The following is a 21,524-nucleotide window of genomic DNA, read 5'->3' as shown; positions in this document are numbered from 1 at the left end:
GAAAATCGTCGTTCATATCAGCCCTTGAGAATCGGAAATCGCAAGAGCCGAGAGAGTAAAGATTCGTTATCGCTGATAGATGTCGGAAGGTTCGCCTATCAACGCAGGGTACTTCCTAATCCAAACAAAAATTTCACGCCCCGCGTTATAGAGTAACCAATTGTTTCTGGTGGGCGTTTGGGGATGCGAGTGGATCTAGACGCTGATGACGTGGCTATCGAAGGGTTGCCACGGTTTCAGCAAGGGTTGTTTCATGCCCGCCGTTTAAGGCAGGCCGGCATTGCCCTGACGGTGCTGGCGGTCGGCGGCTGGATGCTGGCACTGTTTGTGGCGCTGTTCGCCCCGCTGTCGATCTGGCCGGTGGTGTTGATCAACTGCGCCTCGGCCTTGCTGGTGCTGGTGGCCGGTGTTCAATCGGCCTGGTGGGTCGCGGATTGGCGGGCCATGGCGCTGGAGGAGCCGGCTGTACGGCTGATCGAGCCGCCGCTGCCACAAGAAGAACCTGGCTGGCTTAACCGGCAGTTCGGTCGCGTCGGCAATGGCTTGCTGGTGCAGATTGGCGCACCGGTGTTCTGGCTGTGTGGCTGGTCGTCGCTGGCGCTGTTCAGCGTCCTGGAATTCTGGAGCCTGACCTTGCCCGCCGCTGCGGTGGGCCAGGCTGCCAGTGTGGGCGCGGCCATTGCGCTGGCACTGGCGTTCGGCTTGCTGGTGTTTGAGCGGCGCATGGCCCAGGAAAGCACTGCCCAGTGGCCGGAAGCAGCGCAGCTGGCGCAACTGAGCCGGGTGGCGATTATCTGCCTGGTGGTCAGTGCGATTTGCCTGCTGTTTGCCGGCGAAGAATCCGTGTGGCCGTTGCGCCTGGCGGTGTTGATCGGCCTGTTGCCGGCCCTGGTGGCGCTGGAGTTTCTGTTAAGAGGCTTGTTGTCGCTGTTCAGCCCGCGCCAGGAGCGCCTTGAACCGCGCCTGATGGCGCAAAGTTTTATCGCCGGGATGCTGCGCTGGCCGCCGCAACCGTTGCTCGCCTTGCAGCACGAATTGCACAACCGTTTCGGCATCGACCTGCGCCAGATCTGGGCCTTTACCTACATGCGCCGGGCATTCCTGCCGGTGCTGGTGGTGGTGCTGGCCGTAGGTTGGTTGCTGACCGGCGTGCATGAAGTCGCCCTGCAAAGCCGTGGGATTTATGAACGCTTTGGCAAGCCGGTGGAGGTCTTCGGGCCTGGCCTGCATGCGGGTTTGCCGTGGCCGCTGGGCCGCGTGCTGAACGTGGAAAACGGCGTGGTCCATGAGCTGGCCACCAGCGTTGGCGAAGCGGCAAACACCGACGTCGCTCCGGCCGAGGGCCCGGCGCCGTTGATTGCCAACCGGCTGTGGGACGCCACCCATGTGAATGACAAAGCCCAGGTGATTGCCAGCAGCAGCGGCGACAAGCAGAGCTTCCAGATCGTCAATATGGACGTGCGCTTCGTGTACCGCATCGGCTTGACCGACCAGGCCGCACTCGCCGCCACCTATAACAGTGCCGATGTGCCCACGCTGATCCGCAGCACCGCCAGCCGTATCCTCGTCCACGAATTTGCCTCGCGAACCCTCGACGAATTGCTGGGTGAAGAACGCAACAACCTCGCCGATGACATTGGCAAGGCGGTGCAAGCGGACCTGAAGACACTCGACAGCGGCGTGGAAATACTCGCCACCGTGGTGGAAGCCATTCACCCGCCTTCCGGTGCGGCCAACGCTTACCACGCGGTGCAAGCCGCACAGATTGGCGCCCAGGCGCTGATCTCCCGGGAGCGCGGCGCTGCCAGCGAGCAGACCAACCAGGCGTTGCTGCAAGCCAGCACCGCCCGCGACCAGGCCCAGGCCACGGCTCACGAAGTCAGTGCTGGCGCCCAGGCAGCAGACCTGCGTTTCAGCGCCGAACAAAAGGCCTATCAGCAAGCGGGCCAGGCCTTCGTGCTGGAGCAGTACCTGAGCCAGCTGAGCCAGGGCCTGGCCCACGCCAAGTTACTCATTCTTGATCATCGCCTGGGCGCCAGTGGCGCACCGACCATCGATCTGCGTTCCTTTACCTTACCGGCCGACCCTGCGGTGCCGCGTAAAGCCGTTCAATAAGGAGTTCATCTGTTGAGCGCTCATTCTCACGATCACGCGGGCCATGGTCACCACCACGGCCACCATCATCACCATCACGGTGATGAACAGGACGCCGGCCCGTTCCCATGGCGGCGTATGGGCTGGGCGGTGTTGCTGGTGCTGTTCGCCGTTGCCGCAGCGAGCCTGGTGCAGGTGCGTTCCGGTGAAGCCACGGTGATTACCCGTTTCGGCAACCCGTCGCGGGTATTGCTGGAACCGGGCCTGGGCTGGCGCTGGCCGGCGCCGTTCGAAGCGGCGATCCCGGTGGACCTGCGCCTGCGTACCACCTCCAGCGGTTTGCAGGATGTGGGCACCCGCGATGGCCTGCGGATCATCGTGCAGGCCTATGTGGCTTGGCAGGTGCAGGGCGATCCCGACAATGTGCAGCGCTTTATGCGCGCGGTGCAGAACCAGCCGGATGAAGCGGCGCGGCAGATTCGTACCTTTGTGGGCTCGGCGCTGGAAACCACCGCCGCCAGTTTCGACCTGGCCAACCTAGTGAACACCGATGCCAGCCAGGTTCGGATCGCTGATTTTGAAGCGCAACTGCGCCAGCAGATTGATCAACAATTGCTCACCACCTACGGCGTGCGCGTGGTGCAGGTGGGCGTTGAACGGCTGACCTTGCCTTCGGTGACCCTCGCCGCCACCGTCGACCGCATGCGCGCCGAGCGGGAGACCATCGCCACTGAACGCACCGCCGTGGGCAAGCGTGAGGCGGCGCAGATTCGTTCGGCCGCCGAGCGTGATGCACGGATCGTCCAGGCCGACGCCACGGTGAAAGCCGCCGATATCGAAGCGCAATCCCGGGTCGAAGCCGCGCAGATTTATGGCCGTGCCTACGCTGGCAATCCGCAGTTGTACAACCTGCTGCGTTCCCTCGACACCCTCGGCACAGTGGTCACGCCGGGTACCAAAATCATCCTGCGCACCGACGCCGCGCCGTTCCGCGCATTGGTGGACGGGCCCAAGGATGTCCAGCCATGAGTGAGCGGGAAAGCCTCGACAGCCCGTGGATCCAGGCTGGACGGCTGACGTTCCTGGCGCTGTATGCGGTGACGGTGTTGGCCGCGTTGGCGTGGGCGTTTTCCAACGTGCGGCAGATCGACCCGCAGAACCGTGCCGTGGTGTTGCACTTCGGCGCGCTGGACCGGGTCCAGAATGCCGGGTTGCTGCTGGCCTGGCCGCGTCCGTTCGAGCAAGTGGTGCTGTTGCCCGCAGCGGACCGGGTGATCGAGCGCCGGGTGGAAAACCTGCTGCGTTCCGACGCGGCCACCCAAGCCGACCGCGTGGCCAGTTTCGCCACGCCGCTGAGCGACGCCCTGGCGGGCTCCGGCTACCTGCTGACCGGCGATGCCGGGGTGGTGCAGCTGGATGTGCGGGTCTTCTACAAGGTCACCGAGCCCTATGCGTTTGTGTTGCAGGGCGATCATGTTCTGCCGGCGCTGGATCGACTGGTCACCCGCAGCGCCGTGGTGCTGACCGCTGCGCGAGACCTGGACACCATTCTGGTGGCGCGCCCCGAGCTGATCGGCGCCGACAACCAGGCTGCCGAACGCCGCGAACGGCTGCGCGGTGATCTGGTGCGAGGCATCAATCAACGCCTGGCTGACCTGAGGTCCACCGGCCTTGGCCTGGGCATCGAAGTCACCCGGGTCGACGTGCAATCAAGCCTGCCGGGCCCGGCGGTCAACGCCTTCAACGCGGTGCTGACTGCCAGCCAGCAAGCCGACAAGGCGGTGGCCAATGCGCGCACCGACGCCGAGAAACTCACCCAGACCGCCAACCAGGACGCCGACCGTGCCGTGCAGGTGGCCCACGCCCAGGCCAGCGAGCGCCTGGCCAACGCCCAGGCCCAAACCGCTACGGTCGCCAGCCTGGCCCAGGTCAACGACCCCGGCCTGTTGTTGCGCCTATACCGCGAGCGGCTGCCGAAGATTCTCGGCCAGGCCGGCTCCGTGACCACGGTTGACCCTAAAGACGATTCCCGCCTGATCATTCAGGGAGCCGAACAATGACCGCCCACGCCGCCCCGATGCTCTCATCGGCCGAACAACGCAGCGCTGCCCGGCAACTGACCCTGGCGATGCTCGCCTTGGGCTTGCTCAGCCTGGGCCTGGTATGGCGCTGGCTGGCGCCGGACCAGACCGGCGTGAGCCAACTGCTGCTGGGCGTCGCCTCGTTGCTGGTGGCCGTGCCCGTGATGCGCTCGGCCTGGTACAGCCTGCGTTATCCGAGCCTGCATGGCATCACCGACCAACTGATCGCCCTGGCCATGCTCGGTGCCTGGGCCACCGGCGACCTGCTGACCGCCGCGCTGCTGCCAATCATCATGATCTTCGGCCATGTGCTGGAAGAGCGCAGCGTCATCGGTTCCCAGGAAGCGATTCATGCCCTGGGCAAACTGACCCGCAGCCACGCGCGCCTGGTGCAGGCTGACGGGACCATCCTGGAAGTGGACAACGGCATCCTGAAGACTGGCGATATCGTCGAAGTGCGTGCCGGTGACCGGGTGCCCGCCGATGGCGTGGTGCTGTCGGGCCAGGCCAGCCTGGATACCGCGCCAATCACCGGCGAATCGGTGCCGCTGGAAGCGAGTGTTGGCGTGCAGGTGTTTGGTGGCGCGATCAACCTCGACGGCCTGCTGCGTCTGGAAGTGACCCGCACCGGCAATGAATCGACCCTGGGCAAAGTCATCGCCCTGATGCAGAGCGCCGAACGTTCCAAGCCGCCGATCACTCGGCTGCTGGAGCGTTACGCGGGCAGCTACATGGTGCTGGTGTTGTTGCTGGCGGCGGTCACCTGGTTTGTCACCAATGACGCCCAGGCGATGCTCGCTGTACTGGTGGCGGCGTGCCCCTGTGCATTGGTGTTGTCGGCACCGGCCACGGCAATTGCGGGCATTGCGGTGGCGGCGCGTCACGGCATTCTGATTCGCAGCTCGGCGTTTCTCGAAGAGCTGGCGGACCTGACGTCACTGGTGGTCGACAAGACCGGCACCCTGACGTTTGGCACCCTGCGTTTGCAGTCCATCGACACCCGCGAGCCGGATCGGCAAGCGCTGCTCAACCTGGCGGCCAGCCTCGGCTCCGCCAGCAGCCACCCGGTCAGCCGGGCATTGGCGGGGTTGGCGACTCAGGAACAAATGCTGGTGCTGTCGGATATTCGCGAGCGCCAGGGCCTCGGTGTGGTCGCGCAGACCGGGCAGGGCGAAGCCGCCCTCGGTCGGCCGGAATTGTTTGAACAACTGGGCATCCCGACCACGGCAGTTCCCATCCACGATGGCCCGATTGCCGGGCTGGCGCTGAACGGGCAATTCCTTGCCTGGCTGTTGCTGGCGGACAGCGTGAAACCTGAAGCCCGCCAGGCGATGAAGGAGCTGCGTGAACTGGGCCTGGGTCGCCAACTGTTGCTGACGGGCGACCGCCAAAGCGTGGCCGACAGCCTGGCCTTGGAAGTGGGCATCAGCGACGTCGAAGCCCAGGCTTTGCCGGAAGACAAGCTCAACCGCGTGCTGGGGGAAATCGGCAGCGGCTTCCGGCCGATGGTGGTGGGCGACGGGATCAACGATTCGTTGGCGCTCAAGGCCGGCGTGGTCGGTGTGGCGATGGGCGCGGGCGGGGCGGATATCGCCCTGGCGTCGGCGGATGTGGTGCTGATCGGTAGCGACCTGCGGCGCTTGGGTACCTGTGTGCGCTTGAGTCGCCAGTGCCGGCACACGTTGCAGGTCAATGTGATCATCGGCCTGGGCTGGACGCTGGCGATCGTGGTGTTCGCCGCATTTGGCTGGCTGGGCGCGGCGGGCGCGATGATTGCGGCGGTGTTGCACAACCTCAGTACGCTGCTGGTGCTGGGCAATGCGGGGCGTCTGTTGCGGTTCCAGGAGCCGTTATTGAAACTTGAGGAATAAATTTTTCAGTCTCGCTGTAACGCCATGGAGGGACCTCACTCTAGTGCTATGTCGAGACTGAACAATCCGTTCAGACCGACTCCACTACCGATCATGAGGAATACACAATGAACATCAAATCCGCTGCTGCTGGTGCCGCCCTCGCTATCGCCGCTGCTGGCATGTTTGCCGGTGTTGCCACTCAGGTTCAGGCAGCAGACGCTCAGGTCCATTGCTATGGCGTCAACGCCTGCAAAGGCCAGAACGATTGCAAGACCAAAGACCACGCGTGCAAAGGCATGGGATCTTGCAAAGGCCAGGGCTTCCTGTCGATGAGCAAAGCGATGTGCGATGAGAAAGGCGGCAAAGTCGGCGAGTAACCGGCAACCGAGTGCAACCGCAGCGGGCCCCCCGCCGCTGCGGACACTTTCCCCAGGAGTGTCTTTATGTCCGCTTCCCTTCCGAGTCTGGGTTACGGCCTGGGTTTACGCAGCGAGTACTACCAGCAGATCCTTGAACAATCGCCGGCCGTGGATTGGTTCGAAGTGATCTCCGAGAATTATCTGGTGCAGGGCGGCAAGGCCTTGTACTACCTGGACGCGATAGCCGAGCGTTATCCCCTGGTGATGCATGGCGTGTCCCTGTCCATCGGCGGGCCCCATGCCCTTGATACCTATTACCTGAAACAACTCAAGCAGCTCTCCGAGCGCATCCAGCCGGCGTGGGTTTCCGACCACTTGTGCTGGAGCCGCGGCAACGCGCACCAGTTGCATGACCTGCTGCCGCTGCCTTACACCGAAGAAAGCCTGTACCACGTCGCCGGTCGCGTGCGGCAGGTGCAGGATGTGTTGCAGCGTCCCTTCGTGCTGGAAAACGTCTCCAGCTATGTGCGCTCCAAGGCGGATGAGTTTACCGAGTGGGAATTTCTCAACGCCCTGACCCATCTCACCGGCTGCCAGCTGCTGCTGGATGTGAATAACGTCTACGTCAGCTCGCGCAATCACGGGTTCGACGCCTGGGAATTCATTCGCAACCTGCCGCCCGAAAGCATCCACCAACTGCACTTGGCTGGGCACATGGATTACGGTGACTACGTGATCGACACGCACGACCATCCGGTATGCGATCCCGTGTGGGCGCTGTATCAGCAGACCCTGGAGCACCTTGGACCCGTCTCGACCTTGCTGGAACGCGATGACCATTTCCCGCCGTTCCAGGAGCTGCTCGACGAGCTGAACAAGGCCCGTGAACTGGGCGCGAGCGCGTTGGACAGGAGAGCGTTATGCGCCTGATCGATTGGCAGTTGGCCTTTGAACAGCACTTGTTGGCCGAGACATCCACTGCCAGCAACAGCTTCAGCGCCACCTTGATCGGCGGCCCGACCCTGGATGTCGAGACGGGCCTGGCGATTTACCACAACGCCTATCACGCCCGGTTGCAGGAAGTGCTGCGCGATGATTTCAGCGCCGTCTGGTATTGGCTGGGGGACGATGAGTTTGCGCAGCTGGGTTCGGCCTATATCCGGCGTTACCCCTCGGCCCATTACAGCCTGCGTTGGTTTGGCGAGCGGTTCCCCGGGTTTATCGTTGAACATTATGCCGAGCAGGGCGCTCCGCTGGCCGAGCTGGCGCGGCTGGAATGGGCCTTCACCCTGGCCTTTGATGCACCGCAAGGCGAGCCGTTGACCTTGCAAGACATGGCAACGCTGCCGCCTGAAGACTGGCCCGGGCTGCTGGTGCAGTTGGTGCCCTCGGTGCAGCAGGTGCTGTGTGATTTCAACAGCCTGGGCATCTGGCGTGCCAGCAAAGGCGAGTGGGACTTTCCCGGCAGCGAGGCCCTGCCATTGGCGCAGGTCTGCCTGGTCTGGCGCCATCAGAATGTTTGCCAGTACCGGAGCCTGGAAGCGGCTGAAGCCAGCGCGCTGACCGGCATGGTCACCAGCGGCTGGAGTTTTTCCGAACTGTGTGCCGAGTTGGCAGTCACTTACCAAGAGGGCGCGCCATTGCAAGCGGTTACCTGGCTGAAACAGTGGGTCCAGGAGGGTTTGCTCCAGCGGCGGGCACCATAGAAAAGGGCTATTGTTTCGATAGCCTGCTAATTTTTCCGTGGATGGTCTACCCTCATTTCAGACGTCTGAAACAAGGGGGGACTACTCATGCTCGCGCAACTTCCACCGGCCTTACAGAATCTTCAGCTACCGCTGCGTCTTCGACTCTGGGACGGCCATGAATTCAACCTGGGCCCGGATCCCAGTGTCACCATCGTGGTCAAGGACCCCATGATGGTTTCAAAGCTTAGCCATCCGACGCTCGATTCATTGGGTGAAGCCTTCGTCGAGGGCAAACTGGAGCTGGAAGGCTCCATTTCCGAAGTGATCAGGGTCGTTGACGAGTTGAGTCATGCCTTGGTTGATGATGACGAGGACACCCGTCCGGTGCGCTCGATCCACGACAAGGCCACCGACGCAGCGGCTATTTCCTACCATTACGACCTGTCCAATGAGTTCTACCAGCTGTGGCTGGACCGTGACATGGCCTACTCCTGCGGGTATTTCGAGACCGGCAGTGAATCCCTCGATCAAGCCCAACAAGACAAATTCCGCCACCTTTGCCGCAAATTGCGGCTGCAGCCTGGAGAGTATCTGCTCGACGTGGGCTGCGGTTGGGGCGGGCTGGCGCGCTATGCCGCTCGGGAATTCGGGGTCAAGGTGTTTGGTATCACCCTGAGCAAGGAACAGCTGGAGCTGGCCCAGGAGCGGGTGAAAGCCGAAGGCCTGGAAGACCAGGTAGAGCTGACGCTGCTGGACTACCGCGACTTGCCCCAGGATGGCCGGTTCGACAAGGTGGTGAGCGTGGGGATGTTTGAACATGTCGGTCACGCCAACCTGGCGGAGTACTGCAAGATTCTCTACGGCGCAGTTCGCGAGGGCGGCCTGGTGATGAACCATGGCATTACCGCCAAGCACACCGATGGCCGGCCTGTGGGCCGTGGCGCCGGGGACTTTATCGAGCGCTATGTGTTTCCCAATGGCGAGCTGCCGCACCTGGCGATGATGACCGCCGAGATCAGCGAAGTCGGGCTGGAAGTGGTCGACGTCGAAAGCCTGCGCCTGCATTACGCGCGCACGCTGGACCACTGGAGCGAGCGCCTGGAAGATAACCTGGAGGCGGCGGGCAAGATGGTGCCGGAGCAGGCCTTGCGCATCTGGCGCCTGTACCTGGCCGGCTGTGCGTATGCGTTTGCCCGAGGCTGGATCAACCTGCACCAGATTCTTGCGGTGAAACCCCATGCCGATGGTAGCCATGAGCTGCCGTGGACGCGGGATGACCTGTATCAGTAAGCAATGGCCCCGGTGATCTAAATGTGGGAGCGGGCTTGTGTGGGAGCGGGCTTGCTCGCGAAGGCGTTGTATCAGAAACACATTCAGTGACTGACACTCCCCTTTCGCGAGCCAGCCCGCTCCCACATTGGGTTCGGTGCAAGCCTTACAAAATTGGGGAAATAAGCCGCGCGACCCGCATGCCCAGTTGTTGCAGGCGGTGGGTCTGGCGGTTTTCTTCCTGGCTGATTTCATGGGCCAGGGCGAAGTCTTCCAGCAGCATGTGCTCCACCTGGCTGGCGAAGGCGTCATCCACGGTCAGCAACATCACTTCGAAATTCAGCCGGAATGAACGGTTATCCAGGTTCGCACTGCCGATGGCGCTGATCTCACTGTCCACCAACACCACCTTCTGATGCAGGAACCCCGGCGTGTAGCGGAAGACCCGCACGCCCGCGCGCACCGCTTCGATCGCATACAGGCTGGAGGCGGCGTAGACGATACGGTGATCGGGCCTCGATGGCAGCAACAGGCGCACGTCGACGCCGCGCAGTACCGCCAACCTCAACGCCGCAAACACCGCCTCATCGGGAATGAAATACGGGCTGGTGATCCACACCCGCTCGGTCGCCGCATGAATGGCCTCGACGAAAAACAGCGAGCAGGTTTCGTAAGGATCCGCCGGGCCGCTGGCGAGTAATTGGCAAAGCACGCCGTCGTCCGGGTAGGTATCCGGCAGCAGCAGCGGCGGCAACTCACGCGCGGCCCAGAACCAGTCCTCGGCAAAGGATTCCTGCAAGCACGCCACCACCGGGCCGCTGACTTGCACATGGGTGTCACGCCACGGTGCCAGGGGTGGTTTCTTGCCCAGGTATTCATCGCCGACGTTATGCCCGCCGACAAACCCGGTAATGCCGTCGACCACCACGATCTTGCGGTGGTTGCGGAAGTTGACCTGGAAGCGATTGAGCCAACCGCTGCGGGTGGCGAATGCCTTGACCTGCACCCCGGCGTCCCGCAGCGACTGCACATAACGATGGGGCAGGGCATGGCTACCGATACGGTCATACAAGACGAAAATCGACACGCCTTCGGCGGCCTTTTCCTTGAGCAAGGTGTGCAGTTGGCGGCCGAGCTCGTCGTCATGAATGATGAAGAACTGGAACAGCACGGCGGTCTTTGCCGAGCGGATCGCCTCGAAAATCGCGCTGAAGGTGGCCTCGCCATTGATCAACAAGCGCACCTGGTTGTTCGCCAGGCAGGGCATGCGCCCCAGCTTGGGCATGGCCCGTAGCGAAGCGTAGGCCTGGGAGTTGCGCGCGGCCAATGCCTCTTCAACCCACGGGCGCCAGTTCAGCTCGGTGATCGCCTTGTGCATTTCCTGGTTGGCCTGGCGCCGCGCCTGAATGTAGGCGTCGAACGTGCTGCGGCCAAAGATCAGGTAAGGAATCAGCGTCAGGTAGGGGATGAACATCAGCGACAGGGCCCAGGCAATCGAGCCTTGGGCGGTCCTGACGGTCAGCACCGCATGGATGGCGGCGAGGGTGCCCAGAAAATGCAGGGTGGCAATGAAATAGGCGAGCAGGTGCGGGCCAAAGAAATCCATGGACAACGGTACTCCTGACAAACAAGTGCCTAACAGACCATGTTCGGCCACGAATGTCGCTATTTTATTTGCTGTGCAACACTGGCGCTTTTGCGGCGTCTAACGCCGACAATTGCCCAGGAGTTACCCGATGAATGCTCGTCTGCTTGGTTTGGCCATGGTTGTTGGTTTAACGCTGCCCGTGGCGGCGCAAGCGCAGATGCTGGCGCCGGGCTTGTGGGAACTGACCACCAGCAATATGAAGGTCGATAACCAGGACCTGCCGGACTTGTCGCTGATCCTCGGTCAGCTCAAGCAACAGATGACCCCGGAACAACGCGCCATGCTTGAGAAGCAAGGCATCACCATGGCCGGCAAAGGCGTCCAGGTGTGCCTGACTCCAGCCCAGGTGGCGTCCGATTCCATCCCGTTGACGGACCCGCAATCGGGTTGCAAGCAGGAAGTGACGGACAAGACCGGCAACCAGTGGAAATTCCGCTTCAGCTGCCCGAAAGCCCAGGGCACTGGCGTGGCGACGTTCCAGAGCCAACAGGAATTCACCACCACGGTGAACGGCACCTTCAACGCCACCGGCGTTCAACAGAAGGGTAGCCTGGACACCCATGCGCAATGGTTGGGCAGTAACTGCGGCACCGTCAAACCCCGCGCTTAACTGGGAGGCACCCCGATAAAAAATGTGGGAGCTGGCTTGCCTGCGATAGCGGTTTATCAGTGCCAATCAGGTTGACTGGCACACCGCAATCGCAGGCAAGCCAGCTCCCACAGTTGATTGGGTTGCCAACTCATAACTCTCTTCAGCGCTGGAAGTGCAGCGGCAGCCCTTGGCAACTGTCGTGCACGCGCCCGTCGTGCCAGGCCAGGTGGCCGGAGACCAGGGTGGTGCTGACGCTGTGCCGGAAGCTGCGCCCGGCAAAGGGCGTCCAGCCGCAGCGGGCCAGGATTGGCTGGCTGCTGACGGGCTTGCCTTGGGGTTCGGGTTTGATCAGCACCAGGTCGGCCCAATAGCCTTCCCGCAGGTAGCCGCGGTCGGGGATCGCAAACAGGTCCGCGACGCGGTGGCTGGTCTTTGCCACCAGGGTGGTCAGCGGCAGCAAGCCGTCGGCCACCAATTCCAGCAGCGCCGGCAGGGCATGCTGCACCAGCGGTAAGCCTGACGGCGCCTCACGATACGGCAGCTGTTTTTGCGCCCAGGTGTGCGGCGCATGATCACTGCCAATTACATCCAGACGATCACTCAACAATGCCAGGCGCAGGGCGTTGCGGTCGGCGCGTGTCTTGATGGCCGGGTTGCATTTGATCTGGTGGCCGAGGTGCGCGTAGTCGCGGTCGTCGAACAAGAGGTGATGCAGGCAGACTTCCGCCGTGATGCGTTTTTCCGCCAGGGGTTTGTCTTCGAACAGCACCAACTCCCGGGCGCTGGTGATGTGCAACACATGCAGGCGCGTGCCATGCCGCTTGGCCAGTTCCACCGCCAAAGACGACGAGCGATAGCAAGCTTCGGCATCGCGAATCAGCGGGTGAGCCACGGCAGGAATGTGCTCGCCGAAGCGCTCGCGCATCCGTTGCTCGCTGGCCTGGATGCTGGGCGTGTGCTCGCAGTGGGCCAGGAGAATGGTCGGCACCTCGGCGAACAGGCGTTCGAGAATCTTCGGGTCATCCACCAGCATATTGCCGGTGGAGGCGCCCATGAACACTTTCACACCGGCGACTTCGCGTGGGTCCAGCGCGGCCACGGTGTCGAGGTTGTCGTTGCTCACCCCAAAGTGAAAGCCATAGTTGGCCACCGAATGCAGGGCCGCGCGACGCTTCTTGTCGGCCAGGGCTGCCAGGTTCAACGTCGCCGGGTGGGTGTTGGGCATGTCCATGAAACTGGTGATGCCACCGGCCACCGCCGCGCGGGATTCACTGTAGAAGCTGCCTTTGTCCGGCGCGCCGGGTTCACGGAAGTGCACCTGATCGTCGATCATCCCCGGCAGCAGCCACTGGCCTTGGGCGTCGATTTCCACGGTGGCATTGGCGTTGTCGATGCTGCTGGCAATCTTCTCGATACGGCCATTGGCGACCAGCAGGTCAGCCTCGAATTCCTGGCCTTCGTTCACCAGGCGGGCGTTGCGGATCAGCAGGCGGCTCATGGTCAGAACTCGTTTTGCAGGGCTTTGTAACCCAGTACCAGGTCGACGTTGGTGCGCGCCACGTCTTCGGAAAATTCCGAGGCGCTGACACTGACCGGCGGGAACTGGGACAGGTCGGTGTTGGGGCCGATGCGGGTAGTGGAGGGCACGTAGAACGCGGCGGGCAAATCGCGGCCATCGACCACCGAGTTGTGCCGCACCACGCAGCCGTCGCCGACGACGCAGTTGAACAGCACGCTGTTGAAGCCGATGAAGACCCGGTCGCCGACGGTGCACGGGCCATGAACGATGGAACGGTGGGCGATGGAGGTGAACTCGCCGATGGTCACGGCGGCGCCGGATTTGGAGTGGATCACCACGCCGTCCTGGATATTTGAATTGGCGCCGATGGTGATCGGGTCCATGTCGCCATTGGCGTCGACTTCGTCGGCGCGGATCACCGCGTAAGGGCCGACAAACACGTTTTCGCCGATGATGACCTTGCCGCAGATGATTGCGGTTTTGTCGACGTAGGCCGATTCGGCAATCACGGGCAGATCGCCGGAAGGGTTCTTGCGGATCATGGGTCAGGCTCCTGGAGAGGCGCAGTGAGGATGTGTACGTGGCGGCCGTCGATGACGTTGTAGAAACAGGTGGGTCGCCCGGTGTGGCAGGCCGGACCTTGCTGGTCGACGATCAGCAACACGGCGTCGCCGTCGCAATCCAGGCGCGCCTCCACCAGCAGTTGCCAGTGGCCGGAGGTTTCGCCTTTGCGCCACAACTGCTGGCGCGAGCGGGACCAGTAGCAGACCTGCCCGGTGGCCAGGGTTTCTTCGAGGGCCGGGCGGTTCATCCAGGCCAGCATCAACACCTCGCCGCTGCCGTGTTGCTGGGCGATGGCGGCGATCAAGCCATCGCTGTTCCACGGCAGGGCGTCGAGTACACGGTCGAGTGGAAAGCGGCTGCCGATGGCAGCCTTTTCCAGGTCGAGCAGGCTCAGTTTCATGGCTTGCTCAGGGCCGCGCACAGGGTGTTGAGGTTGTATTCGAACAGGCCGGTAAAGGTGCTGGCCGGGCCTTCTGATGCCAGGGCGTCGGAGTACAGCGTGCCACCGATTTGTGCACCGCTTTCGTCCGCGATCTGCTTGAGCAGGCGCGAGTCCTTGATGTTTTCCATGAACACGGCCTTGACCTTGTCCTTGCGGATCTGGGTGATCAGCGTGGCGACTTCGGCGGCAGACGGTTCACGTTCGGTGGACAACCCTTGAGGCGACAGGAACTCGATACCGTAAGCCTGGCCCAGGTAACCGAAGGCGTCATGGGAGGTCACGATGCGGCGGTTGCCCGGTGGCAGGGCGCCGAACTTGGCCTTGGCTTGCGCCAGCAGGCGATAGATTTCTTTCAGGTACACCTGGCTGTTGTGCTCGTAGTCCGCCTTGTTGGCCGGGTCGGCAGCGATCAACGCCTTGGTGATGTTGTTCACGTAGATCACGGTGTTGGCCAGGTTGTGCCAGGCGTGTGGGTCGGGAATGGTCTCGCCGTCTTCTTCCATGGTGTGGGACAGCACGCCTTTACTGGCGGTGACCACCGTCGCCTTGGTCTCGGTGCTGGTGACCAGGCGATCCAGCCACGGCTCGAAGCCCAGGCCGTTCTTGATGATGACCTTGGCCTTGAGCAGGGCCTTGGCATCGTCGGGCGTCGGTTCGTAGGTGTGGGCGTCGGCGTCGGGGCCGACCATGTTGCTGATCTGGATATGATCGCCACCGACCTGGTGGGTCATGTCGTCAAGAATACTGAAGCTGGTAACCACCTGAAGCTTGTCGGCAGCCTGGGCCGTCGCGAACGACAGCGGCAGCAACACACTGAACAGCACGAGTAGAGCGCGCATCGGGAAACACCTCATTGGGATGTAAGCAAAGGCGGGCGGCGCAGCAAGCCGTGCACCGGACCGAAGACCACGGACAGCAGGTACAAGCCGCCAGCCACCAGCACAATCGCCGGGCCGCTGGGCAGCGAGTAGTAGAACGACAGCAACAAGCCAAGCCACACCGACAGGCATCCCAGCACCGCCGATATGGCGATCAACACCGGCAGGCGCCGGCTCCAGAAACGTGAAGCAATCGCCGGCAACATCATCAACCCGACCACCATCAAGGCGCCGATGGCTTGGAAGCCGATCACCAGGTTCAGCACCACCAGGGTCAGGAACAGGCCGTGGGCCAGCGGGCCGAGGCGGCTGACGGTTTGCAGGAACAGCGGGTCGAGGGTGTCCAGCAGCAGTGGTTTGTAGATCACCGCCATGGCGATCAGGCTGAAGCCCGAAACCCAGAGCATGCCGGTGAGGGTCGGGCCGTCGACCGCCAGGGCCGAGCCGAACAGCAGGTGCAGCAGGTCCAGGCGTTTGCCGGCGAGGCCAAGAATCAGTACGCCGCTGGCCAGGGAGATTGGGTAGATGGCAGCGAGGCTGGCGTCTTCCTTAAGGCCCGTGCGGCGGGTGATCCAGGCGGCGAGGCCGGCCATGCTCAGGCCGGCGCCCAGGCCGCCGATGGTCAGCGCGGGCAAACTCAGGCCGGCGAACCAGAAGCCCAGGGCGGCACCGGGCAGGATGCCGTGGGACACCGCGTCACCGATCAGGCTCATGCGACGCAGGATCAGGAACACCCCCAGCGGCGCCGTGCTGCACGCCAATACCAGCCCGCCGACGAGGGCTCGGCGCATGAATACGAAGTCGAGAAACGGCATCCACAGGTGGGCGGCGAAGTGCATCAGGCCACCTGCATGTGCGGCTGCGGGCGGATCAGTTCTTTGCTGGAGCCGAACACGCAGCCACTGCTTTTGATCTGCACCACTTGCTGGGTGTGTTGGCGGACGGAGCCGAGGTCATGGCACACCACGACCACCGTGCGGCCTTCATCGTGCCAGGCATGGATGTGTTTCCAGCACAGCGCCTGGCCGTCTTCGTCGAGGGCGGCGTGGGGTTCGTCCAGCAGCAATATCGGTGACTCGGCCAAACTCATGCGGGCGAGCAGGGCACGTTGCAGTTCGCCGCCCGACAAGGCCATCAACGGCCGATGCTCAAGGCCGCTGAGGCACCAGTCTTCGAGTACGGCGCTCAGGCGTTCGGTGCGTTGTTGCGGGGTTTGCTTGCTGCCCCAGAAGCCGGCGGCCACCAACTCTTGCAGGCTGATGGGGAACTGTCGGTCGAGGTTCTGTTGCTGGGGCAGGAACGACAGGCCACCACGGCGTGGAACCTCAATCGTCACTTTCCCGGCCAGCGGCTTCTGTAAGCCGGCGATAACTTTCAGCAGGCTGCTTTTGCCGGTGCCGTTGGCGCCGATGATGCCGGTGAGGCTGCCTTTTTCCAGGGTGAAATCCACGGCGGGGGTCAGTGGTTGGCCAGGGGCGCCCCAGCGCAAAGCGGTGCAGGTGATCATTCGGAAGGTCTCGTCCAGCGGCTTTCAGCCACGGCATCGTGCGCGTGCAGGCTTTCGGCGTGGATCACTTTCAAGTGGAAGGCTTTGACTGCGTCCGAGCGTTTCAAGGCGAGGTTCAGGCGGCGGGCGGCGTCTTCGCAGAACATCAGGTTCTGCCCGTTGGCCAGGGCGAAGGCTTGTTCGTCCGCGCGCTTTACGGCGGTTTGTACGGCGGTGCCAAGGGCGGCTTCGGTCTCGTCGATCAGTTGCGTCAGCGGCAGTGTGGGTTGATCGCCTTGAAGGTGAACCTGCAACAGCGCGCTACTGCGTTGGCTGTGGGGCGTGGCGACGATGCCGTTTGCACTGCCGAGCCAGGTCAGCACGTCTTCGTGTTGCAGCGGTGTGCCGGCGAAGTCTTGGATAAATTGCTGCTGAATCAATTGCCTGGCGAGGGCAGCCGAGCACGGGCAGGTTGAAGAGTAAGTAACGTCAATTTTTAGTTCCACGTGGAACATCTGGTTTTCCAGGCGCGCCTCGATGCTCACCGGGTAGCTTTTCCAGCCGGCCAACGGGCTGACCAGCGCCGGGCGTTTCAGCAGCAGATCCGCATGAATCCGCAGGTAGGCATTTGTGGATAAACCTTCATGACTGTCGAGAAAACGTTGCAATACACTGCGCAGCAGTGCTGGCGTAAGGGGTTGCTGTTCAAGCATTTCCAGCGCCAGGTAAAGCCGCGACATATGAATGCCACGCGCCTCGCCGTCGTCTAGGCTGACGCCGGCATCAGCCTTGGCGCTGAGGCGTTGGCCGTCGATCTGAATGGGCAGGGCAATGCCGCACATGCCCACCCAATCCAGCGGCAAGGCTTGGCGTGAAGCCTGCGCGGCGATATCGGGCAGAGTCAGCGCGTTCATGAGCAGGTCCATCGTTGGAAATAAAAAGACATGTTATATTATTACAATTGAATCGACGAAAGTTTTTCTGCTCTGTCTTTTATTCAGTCATGTCGAGTACGGACGCTCCTTTATTTGCGGTGTAAGTCATGCACAGACGTCAACTCCTCAACCTGCTGCTGGCCAGCGCGGTGTTCACCCTGCCCTTGGGCGTGTCCGCCGCGCAGATCCGCAATGCACGGCTGTGGCGCTCGGATAACAAGCTGCGGCTGGTGCTGGACCTCAGCGGCCCGGTGCAATACAAGACCTTCACCCTGACCGCGCCGGAGCGGTTGATCATTGATTTGAGTGGCGCGAAGCTGACCGGGGATTTCAGCCAACTGGCCCTGACCAACAGTGGCATCACCTCGATTCGCTCGGGGCATTTTGGCCAGGGTGATACGCGGATCGTGCTGGACTTGAAGGCGCCGATGCAGCTCAACAGCTTTCTGCTGCCGCCCCAGGATGGCCAAGGTCATCGCCTGGTGCTGGACCTGACCAGCGCCACTCATGCGCCTATGCAAATCGCTGCGGCACCGGCCGCGTTGGCTGCCCCCGTGTCGGCGCCGGTGGACAAGGCGCACCCGAAACGCGACATCATCGTGGTGGTGGACCCTGGGCATGGCGGCAAGGATCCCGGCGCGATTGGATCAAAGGGCCAGCGCGAAAAAGACGTGGTGCTGTCCATCGCGCAATTGCTGGCCAAGCGCTTGAAGCGTGAGAAGGGCTTCGATGTGAAGCTGGTGCGCAACGACGACTTCTTCGTGCCGCTGCGTAAACGTGTGGACATCGCCCGCCAGCACAAGGCCGACATGTTTATCTCGGTGCACGCCGATGCCGCACCACGGCTCACGGCATCCGGCGCCTCTGTCTATGCGCTGTCTGAAGGCGGCGCCACCTCCGCCACGGCGCGGTTCATGGCGCAACGGGAAAACGGTGCCGACCTGTTGGGCGCCACCACCTTGCTCAATCTCAAGGACAAGGACCCGATGCTCGCCGGGGTGATTCTCGACATGTCGATGAACGCCACCATCGCCTCCAGCCTGCAACTGGGCAGTTCGGTGCTGGGCAGCCTGCAAAGCATCACCACGTTGCATCAAAAGCGCGTCGAACAGGCCGGCTTTGCGGTACTCAAGTCGCCGGACGTGCCGTCGATCCTGGTGGAAACCGGGTTTATCTCCAACACCCAGGACGCCCAGCGGCTGGTCACCGCGCGCCATCAACAGGCGGTGGCAGACGGTTTGTTTGAAGGGTTGAAGCACTACTTCCAGAAGAACCCGCCGATGAACAGCTACATGGCCTGGGTTCAGGAACAGAAGAATGGCCAGGTCTAACAGCCGGTGATTCGGCTGCAGGTGAACTTGGCGCTGGCACCACCGGAACTGGAAAACCGGTTGATGGTGGTCCAGCCCACTCGCCGCGTGTAGCCCACCCACGCCTCACCATCGGACGCCAACCCGGTAAAGAACGTCAGCTGCCCGTAGCGGCTGTTGGTCTGTGCCCAGTAGCGTTTGCCGATCACCTCGAAACCCCGCAAATACGTAGTGCTGCCTGCCGTCGCGACGCTGTAGGCATTGCCGTGGGCGTCGACGCACGCCAGCAGGTTGGCGCTGCGGGTGCAGTTGGCCAGCAGGCTGGGCACTTGGGCGTTGGCCAGGCTCGCCACCATCAGCAACACAGCGCACAACAGGTATTTCATAGAGGTTCTCGGGGCGTTTTCGGCTGCCAGCATTGCGCCCTTCGTCGTCGCGAGCAAGGGGGATTGGCTTATTTGCATTGTTATACTATAACATTAAAAAACAGCCTGACCCGTGAACCACCTCCGATGACCGAACAAGACCTTCTCGCCCAACCGTCCGCCGACTACATGAATGAAGCCCAGCAAGGTTTCTTCCGCGAGCTGCTGCTGGCCCAGCGCAACGAGCTGCAAGCGCGTATCGACGCTGAATTCATGGTGCTGCGCGAACAGGAGCCCAACAGCGATCCTGCCGATGTCGGCAGCGCCGAAGAACAGCGCCAATGGCAACTGCGCCTCCTGGAGCGCGAGAAAAAGCTGTTGGACAAAATCGACGAAGCCCTGGAACGCCTGGCCCGCGGTGAATACGGCTGGTGCCGTGAAACCGGCGAGCCCATCGGCCTCAAGCGCCTGCTGCTGCGCCCCACGGCCACCCTGTGTATCGAAGCCAAAGAACGTGAAGAGCTGCGCGAACGCCATCAACGGGCGATTTGACCGGCCAACCCTGATGAGGAATACCTGATGCCCAATCGTCTCCCCGTTACTGTGCTGTCCGGATTCCTCGGCGCCGGTAAAAGCACGCTGCTCAATTACGTCCTGCGCAACCGCGAAAACCTGCGGGTGGCGGTGATCGTCAACGACATGAGCGAAATCAACATCGATGGCAGTGAGGTCCAGCGCGACGTCACCCTCAATCGCGCCGAAGAAAAACTGGTGGAGATGAGCAACGGCTGCATTTGCTGCACCTTGCGCGAAGACTTGCTGGAGGAAGTCGGAAAGCTCGCCAAGGAAGGTCGGTTCGATTACCTGCTGATCGAGTCCACCGGCATCTCCGAGCCATTGCCAGTGGCCGAAACCTTTACCTTCCGCGACGAAGAAGGCCAGAGCCTGGCGGACATCGCCCGGCTCGACACCATGGTCACCGTGGTCGACGGCATGAACTTCCTGCTCGACTACCAGGCTGCCGAAAGCCTGGCTTCCCGCGGCGAAACCCTGGGTGAAGAAGACGAGCGCTCGATCACCGACCTGCTGATCGAGCAGATCGAATTCGCGGATGTGATCCTCATCAGCAAGATCGACCTGATCAGCCGCCGCGAGCGCGAGGAGTTGATGGCGATCCTGGAGCGCCTGAATGCCCAGGCGGAAATTATCCCGATGGTCATGGGCGAGGTGCCGCTGGCGAAGATCCTCAACACCGGCCGCTTCGACTTTGAGCGCGCGTCCCAGGCGCCGGGCTGGTTGCAGGAACTGCGGGGTGAGCATGTGCCGGAAACCGAGGAGTACGGCATCGCCTCCAACGCCTATCGCGCCCGCCGCCCGTTCCATCCACAGCGTTTTTTCGACTTTATCGACCGGCCTTGGGTGAATGGAAAACTGCTGCGCTCCAAGGGCTTTTTCTGGTTGGCCAGTAAACATCAGGACGCCGGTAGCTGGTCGCAGGCCGGCGGCTTGATGCGCCATGGCTTTGCCGGGCGCTGGTGGCGTTTCGTGCCGAAAACCCAGTGGCCGCAGGACGAGGAGGGTGTCGCTGCGATCATGAACAACTGGCAGCCGAGTACCGGTGATTGCCGCCAGGAACTGGTGTTTATCGGCCAGAACATCGACTTCGCGCAGATGACCGCCGAACTAGACGCCTGCCTGCTCACCGACGATGAAATGGCCACAGGCGTTGAAGGCTGGCGCTTGTTGGCTGATCCCTTTGGCCCTTGGTTCGAAGAGGCTGCCTGATGCTGGCACCGACCCTGAAACTGCGCCCGGTGGTTCGCCAGACCCACGGTGAAACCCCGGCCGTGCTCACCGATATCCTTGAGGACGGCGTGAACCTGGCGGTGTGGCAGCGTCAGTTGCCCCTGCATATCGCCGAGTTCGGCGCGTTGCTGGTGGCGCTCAACGAGCCGCTGGCCGAGTCGCTGGTGGTTGAACTGAACAGCGAAGACGCCGAGCCAAACTTGCAGGACTTTGCGTCAGGTTGCCGTGATCTTGAAGGCTACGAAGGCTTTATCGCCGATGTGTCGTGGCTGGTCAGCGCCTTTGCCTGTTTGCTGGGTGCCAGGCGTATCGGCGTGCGCTTGCGGCTATTGGACAAGGCGATGTGCCCGCGTTTTCACGTGGACCACGTGCCGGTACGGCTGATCACCACTTACGCCGGTATCGGCAGCCAGTGGTTGCGCGAAGGCGTCATGGAGCGGCGGCACCTGAGCCAGGCGAGCGCGGAGCCGGAAGCGCGCATTGAGCAAATCCACTGTGGCGAAGTGGCCTTGCTCAAGGGCGAAAAATGGCACGGCAACGAAGGCTTTGGCCTGATCCACCGCTCGCCGCCGCTGCAAGCGAATGAGCGACGGTTGATCCTGACGCTGGATTGGTTGGCGTAACCGGGTAGGATC

Annotated in this window: 22 protein-coding genes; 13 read left to right on the top strand and 9 right to left on the bottom strand. The window is 62.4% G+C overall.

Going from position 1 to position 21,524, the window contains the following annotated elements; translation table 11 throughout:
• Positions 1 to 183 precede the first annotated feature (183 nt).
• The 8 genes from LIY45_RS15805 (at position 184) to cfaB (ending at position 9,365) form a co-directional block, all read left to right on the top strand.
• Positions 184 to 2,115 carry a protease modulator HflK gene (locus LIY45_RS15805; RefSeq protein ID WP_226476863.1) on the top strand — a complete coding sequence of 644 codons (1,932 nt, stop codon included), beginning with the start codon at positions 184 to 186 and terminating at the stop codon, positions 2,113 to 2,115.
• Positions 2,116 to 2,124: 9 nt separating this feature from the next.
• The gene (locus LIY45_RS15800; RefSeq protein WP_226476867.1) at positions 2,125 to 3,123 is read left to right on the top strand and encodes a protease modulator HflC; all 999 of its coding nucleotides are present in this window, start codon (positions 2,125 to 2,127) and stop codon (positions 3,121 to 3,123) included.
• Positions 3,120 to 4,154 (top strand): protease modulator HflK, encoded by a 1,035-nt coding sequence (locus LIY45_RS15795; RefSeq protein ID WP_226476862.1) that lies wholly within the window; start codon positions 3,120 to 3,122, stop codon positions 4,152 to 4,154. The genes LIY45_RS15800 and LIY45_RS15795 overlap by 4 nt, the downstream gene beginning before the upstream one ends.
• A complete protein-coding gene (locus LIY45_RS15790) occupies positions 4,151 to 6,046 on the top strand; it encodes a cation-translocating P-type ATPase (protein WP_226476861.1) in 1,896 nt (631 codons plus the stop codon). Before LIY45_RS15795 ends, LIY45_RS15790 begins: the two co-directional genes overlap by 4 nt.
• Before the next feature lie 107 nt (positions 6,047 to 6,153).
• Complete coding sequence (locus LIY45_RS15785) at positions 6,154 to 6,405, top strand: membrane protein (RefSeq protein ID WP_017476799.1); 252 nt, start codon at positions 6,154 to 6,156, stop codon at positions 6,403 to 6,405.
• 66 nt (positions 6,406 to 6,471) lie between these two features.
• Positions 6,472 to 7,317, top strand: a complete 846-nt coding sequence (locus LIY45_RS15780) for a DUF692 domain-containing protein (protein ID WP_226476860.1) — start codon at positions 6,472 to 6,474, stop codon at positions 7,315 to 7,317.
• Positions 7,308 to 8,093, top strand: a complete 786-nt coding sequence (locus LIY45_RS30735; protein WP_260525344.1) for a DNA-binding domain-containing protein — start codon at positions 7,308 to 7,310, stop codon at positions 8,091 to 8,093. Before LIY45_RS15780 ends, LIY45_RS30735 begins: the two co-directional genes overlap by 10 nt.
• Before the next feature lie 87 nt (positions 8,094 to 8,180).
• Complete coding sequence (gene cfaB, locus LIY45_RS15765; RefSeq protein WP_063033772.1) at positions 8,181 to 9,365, top strand: C17 cyclopropane fatty acid synthase CfaB; 1,185 nt, start codon at positions 8,181 to 8,183, stop codon at positions 9,363 to 9,365.
• A 145-nt stretch (positions 9,366 to 9,510) separates the two neighbouring features.
• Here cfaB and cls read toward each other — a convergent pair whose 3' ends face one another.
• On the bottom strand, positions 9,511 to 10,950 hold the full coding sequence (gene cls, locus LIY45_RS15760; RefSeq protein ID WP_226476859.1) for a cardiolipin synthase: 1,440 nt from the start codon (positions 10,948 to 10,950) through the stop codon (positions 9,511 to 9,513).
• 130 nt (positions 10,951 to 11,080) lie between these two features.
• Here cls and LIY45_RS15755 point away from each other — a divergent pair, with 130 nt between their 5' ends.
• Complete coding sequence (locus LIY45_RS15755) at positions 11,081 to 11,602, top strand: DUF3617 domain-containing protein (RefSeq protein WP_003213494.1); 522 nt, start codon at positions 11,081 to 11,083, stop codon at positions 11,600 to 11,602.
• Positions 11,603 to 11,744: 142 nt separating this feature from the next.
• Here the strand turns inward: LIY45_RS15755 and LIY45_RS15750 are convergent, their stop codons facing one another.
• Genes LIY45_RS15750 through folE2 form a run of 7 tightly spaced genes read right to left on the bottom strand, consistent with a single transcriptional unit; the run spans position 11,745 to position 17,387 of the window.
• On the bottom strand, positions 11,745 to 13,082 hold the full coding sequence (locus tag LIY45_RS15750) for a dihydroorotase (RefSeq protein WP_226476858.1): 1,338 nt from the start codon (positions 13,080 to 13,082) through the stop codon (positions 11,745 to 11,747).
• Positions 13,083 to 13,084: 2 nt separating this feature from the next.
• Positions 13,085 to 13,645, bottom strand: a complete 561-nt coding sequence (locus LIY45_RS15745) for a DapH/DapD/GlmU-related protein (protein ID WP_017476792.1) — start codon at positions 13,643 to 13,645, stop codon at positions 13,085 to 13,087.
• Positions 13,642 to 14,067, bottom strand: a complete 426-nt coding sequence (gene hisI / locus LIY45_RS15740) for a phosphoribosyl-AMP cyclohydrolase (protein ID WP_226476857.1) — start codon at positions 14,065 to 14,067, stop codon at positions 13,642 to 13,644. Before hisI ends, LIY45_RS15745 begins: the two co-directional genes overlap by 4 nt.
• Positions 14,064 to 14,948: a metal ABC transporter substrate-binding protein gene (locus LIY45_RS15735; RefSeq protein WP_226476856.1), complete on the bottom strand. Its 885-nt coding sequence runs from the start codon at positions 14,946 to 14,948 to the stop codon at positions 14,064 to 14,066. Before LIY45_RS15735 ends, hisI begins: the two co-directional genes overlap by 4 nt.
• 11 nt (positions 14,949 to 14,959) lie before the next feature.
• Positions 14,960 to 15,826, bottom strand: coding sequence for a metal ABC transporter permease (locus LIY45_RS15730; RefSeq protein WP_017476789.1), 867 nt, complete (start codon positions 15,824 to 15,826; stop codon positions 14,960 to 14,962).
• Positions 15,826 to 16,494, bottom strand: coding sequence for an ATP-binding cassette domain-containing protein (locus tag LIY45_RS15725; protein WP_017476788.1), 669 nt, complete (start codon positions 16,492 to 16,494; stop codon positions 15,826 to 15,828). The genes LIY45_RS15730 and LIY45_RS15725 overlap by 1 nt, the downstream gene beginning before the upstream one ends.
• Positions 16,491 to 17,387, bottom strand: coding sequence for a GTP cyclohydrolase FolE2 (folE2, locus tag LIY45_RS15720; protein WP_017476787.1), 897 nt, complete (start codon positions 17,385 to 17,387; stop codon positions 16,491 to 16,493). The genes LIY45_RS15725 and folE2 overlap by 4 nt, the downstream gene beginning before the upstream one ends.
• Before the next feature lie 128 nt (positions 17,388 to 17,515).
• On the opposite strand from folE2, the gene LIY45_RS15715 reads away from it, so the two are divergent.
• Entirely contained in the window at positions 17,516 to 18,739 is a 1,224-nt protein-coding gene (locus LIY45_RS15715) for an N-acetylmuramoyl-L-alanine amidase (RefSeq protein ID WP_226476855.1), read from the top strand.
• Here the strand turns inward: LIY45_RS15715 and LIY45_RS15710 are convergent.
• Positions 18,736 to 19,104, bottom strand: a complete 369-nt coding sequence (locus tag LIY45_RS15710; protein WP_226476854.1) for a glutamine synthetase — start codon at positions 19,102 to 19,104, stop codon at positions 18,736 to 18,738. The two genes, LIY45_RS15715 and LIY45_RS15710, sit on opposite strands and share 4 nt — an antisense overlap.
• Before the next feature lie 126 nt (positions 19,105 to 19,230).
• Here LIY45_RS15710 and dksA point away from each other — a divergent pair, with 126 nt between their 5' ends.
• Genes dksA through LIY45_RS15695 form a run of 3 tightly spaced genes read left to right on the top strand, consistent with a single transcriptional unit; the run spans position 19,231 to position 21,512 of the window.
• The gene (dksA, locus tag LIY45_RS15705; RefSeq protein ID WP_017476784.1) at positions 19,231 to 19,635 is read left to right on the top strand and encodes an RNA polymerase-binding protein DksA; all 405 of its coding nucleotides are present in this window, start codon (positions 19,231 to 19,233) and stop codon (positions 19,633 to 19,635) included.
• A gap of 27 nt (positions 19,636 to 19,662) precedes the next feature.
• Complete coding sequence (gene zigA, locus LIY45_RS15700; RefSeq protein WP_226476853.1) at positions 19,663 to 20,868, top strand: zinc metallochaperone GTPase ZigA; 1,206 nt, start codon at positions 19,663 to 19,665, stop codon at positions 20,866 to 20,868.
• Complete coding sequence (locus LIY45_RS15695) at positions 20,868 to 21,512, top strand: DUF1826 domain-containing protein (RefSeq protein WP_226476852.1); 645 nt, start codon at positions 20,868 to 20,870, stop codon at positions 21,510 to 21,512. Before zigA ends, LIY45_RS15695 begins: the two co-directional genes overlap by 1 nt.
• The last annotated feature ends 12 nt before the right edge of the window (positions 21,513 to 21,524 follow it).

The organism is Pseudomonas sp. MWU16-30323, assembly GCF_020515595.1.
GTDB lineage: Bacteria > Pseudomonadota > Gammaproteobacteria > Pseudomonadales > Pseudomonadaceae > Aquipseudomonas > Aquipseudomonas yamanorum.
Note: the sequence above shows the minus strand (reverse complement) of the source record. Positions and strands in the feature narration are given on the sequence as shown.

Excerpts from the sequence above, each read along its gene's own strand:
- LIY45_RS15750 (WP_226476858.1), bottom strand. The coding sequence starts at position 13,082 with ATGAGCCGCCTGCTGATCCGCAACGCCCGCCTGGTGAACGAAGGCCAG.
- LIY45_RS15710 (WP_226476854.1), bottom strand. The coding sequence starts at position 19,104 with ATGAAATACCTGTTGTGCGCTGTGTTGCTGATGGTGGCGAGCCTGGCC.
- cls (WP_226476859.1), bottom strand. The coding sequence starts at position 10,950 with ATGGATTTCTTTGGCCCGCACCTGCTCGCCTATTTCATTGCCACCCTG.
- LIY45_RS15730 (WP_017476789.1), bottom strand. The coding sequence starts at position 15,826 with ATGCACTTCGCCGCCCACCTGTGGATGCCGTTTCTCGACTTCGTATTC.
- LIY45_RS30735 (WP_260525344.1), top strand. The coding sequence starts at position 7,308 with ATGCGCCTGATCGATTGGCAGTTGGCCTTTGAACAGCACTTGTTGGCC.
- LIY45_RS15735 (WP_226476856.1), bottom strand. The coding sequence starts at position 14,948 with ATGCGCGCTCTACTCGTGCTGTTCAGTGTGTTGCTGCCGCTGTCGTTC.
- LIY45_RS15695 (WP_226476852.1), top strand. The coding sequence starts at position 20,868 with ATGCTGGCACCGACCCTGAAACTGCGCCCGGTGGTTCGCCAGACCCAC.
- cfaB (WP_063033772.1), top strand. The coding sequence starts at position 8,181 with ATGCTCGCGCAACTTCCACCGGCCTTACAGAATCTTCAGCTACCGCTG.
- LIY45_RS15755 (WP_003213494.1), top strand. The coding sequence starts at position 11,081 with ATGAATGCTCGTCTGCTTGGTTTGGCCATGGTTGTTGGTTTAACGCTG.
- dksA (WP_017476784.1), top strand. The coding sequence starts at position 19,231 with ATGACCGAACAAGACCTTCTCGCCCAACCGTCCGCCGACTACATGAAT.
- hisI (WP_226476857.1), bottom strand. The coding sequence starts at position 14,067 with ATGAAACTGAGCCTGCTCGACCTGGAAAAGGCTGCCATCGGCAGCCGC.
- LIY45_RS15790 (WP_226476861.1), top strand. The coding sequence starts at position 4,151 with ATGACCGCCCACGCCGCCCCGATGCTCTCATCGGCCGAACAACGCAGC.
- folE2 (WP_017476787.1), bottom strand. The coding sequence starts at position 17,387 with ATGAACGCGCTGACTCTGCCCGATATCGCCGCGCAGGCTTCACGCCAA.
- LIY45_RS15715 (WP_226476855.1), top strand. The coding sequence starts at position 17,516 with ATGCACAGACGTCAACTCCTCAACCTGCTGCTGGCCAGCGCGGTGTTC.
- LIY45_RS15785 (WP_017476799.1), top strand. The coding sequence starts at position 6,154 with ATGAACATCAAATCCGCTGCTGCTGGTGCCGCCCTCGCTATCGCCGCT.
- LIY45_RS15725 (WP_017476788.1), bottom strand. The coding sequence starts at position 16,494 with ATGATCACCTGCACCGCTTTGCGCTGGGGCGCCCCTGGCCAACCACTG.
- LIY45_RS15780 (WP_226476860.1), top strand. The coding sequence starts at position 6,472 with ATGTCCGCTTCCCTTCCGAGTCTGGGTTACGGCCTGGGTTTACGCAGC.
- LIY45_RS15795 (WP_226476862.1), top strand. The coding sequence starts at position 3,120 with ATGAGTGAGCGGGAAAGCCTCGACAGCCCGTGGATCCAGGCTGGACGG.
- LIY45_RS15805 (WP_226476863.1), top strand. The coding sequence starts at position 184 with ATGCGAGTGGATCTAGACGCTGATGACGTGGCTATCGAAGGGTTGCCA.
- zigA (WP_226476853.1), top strand. The coding sequence starts at position 19,663 with ATGCCCAATCGTCTCCCCGTTACTGTGCTGTCCGGATTCCTCGGCGCC.
- LIY45_RS15745 (WP_017476792.1), bottom strand. The coding sequence starts at position 13,645 with ATGATCCGCAAGAACCCTTCCGGCGATCTGCCCGTGATTGCCGAATCG.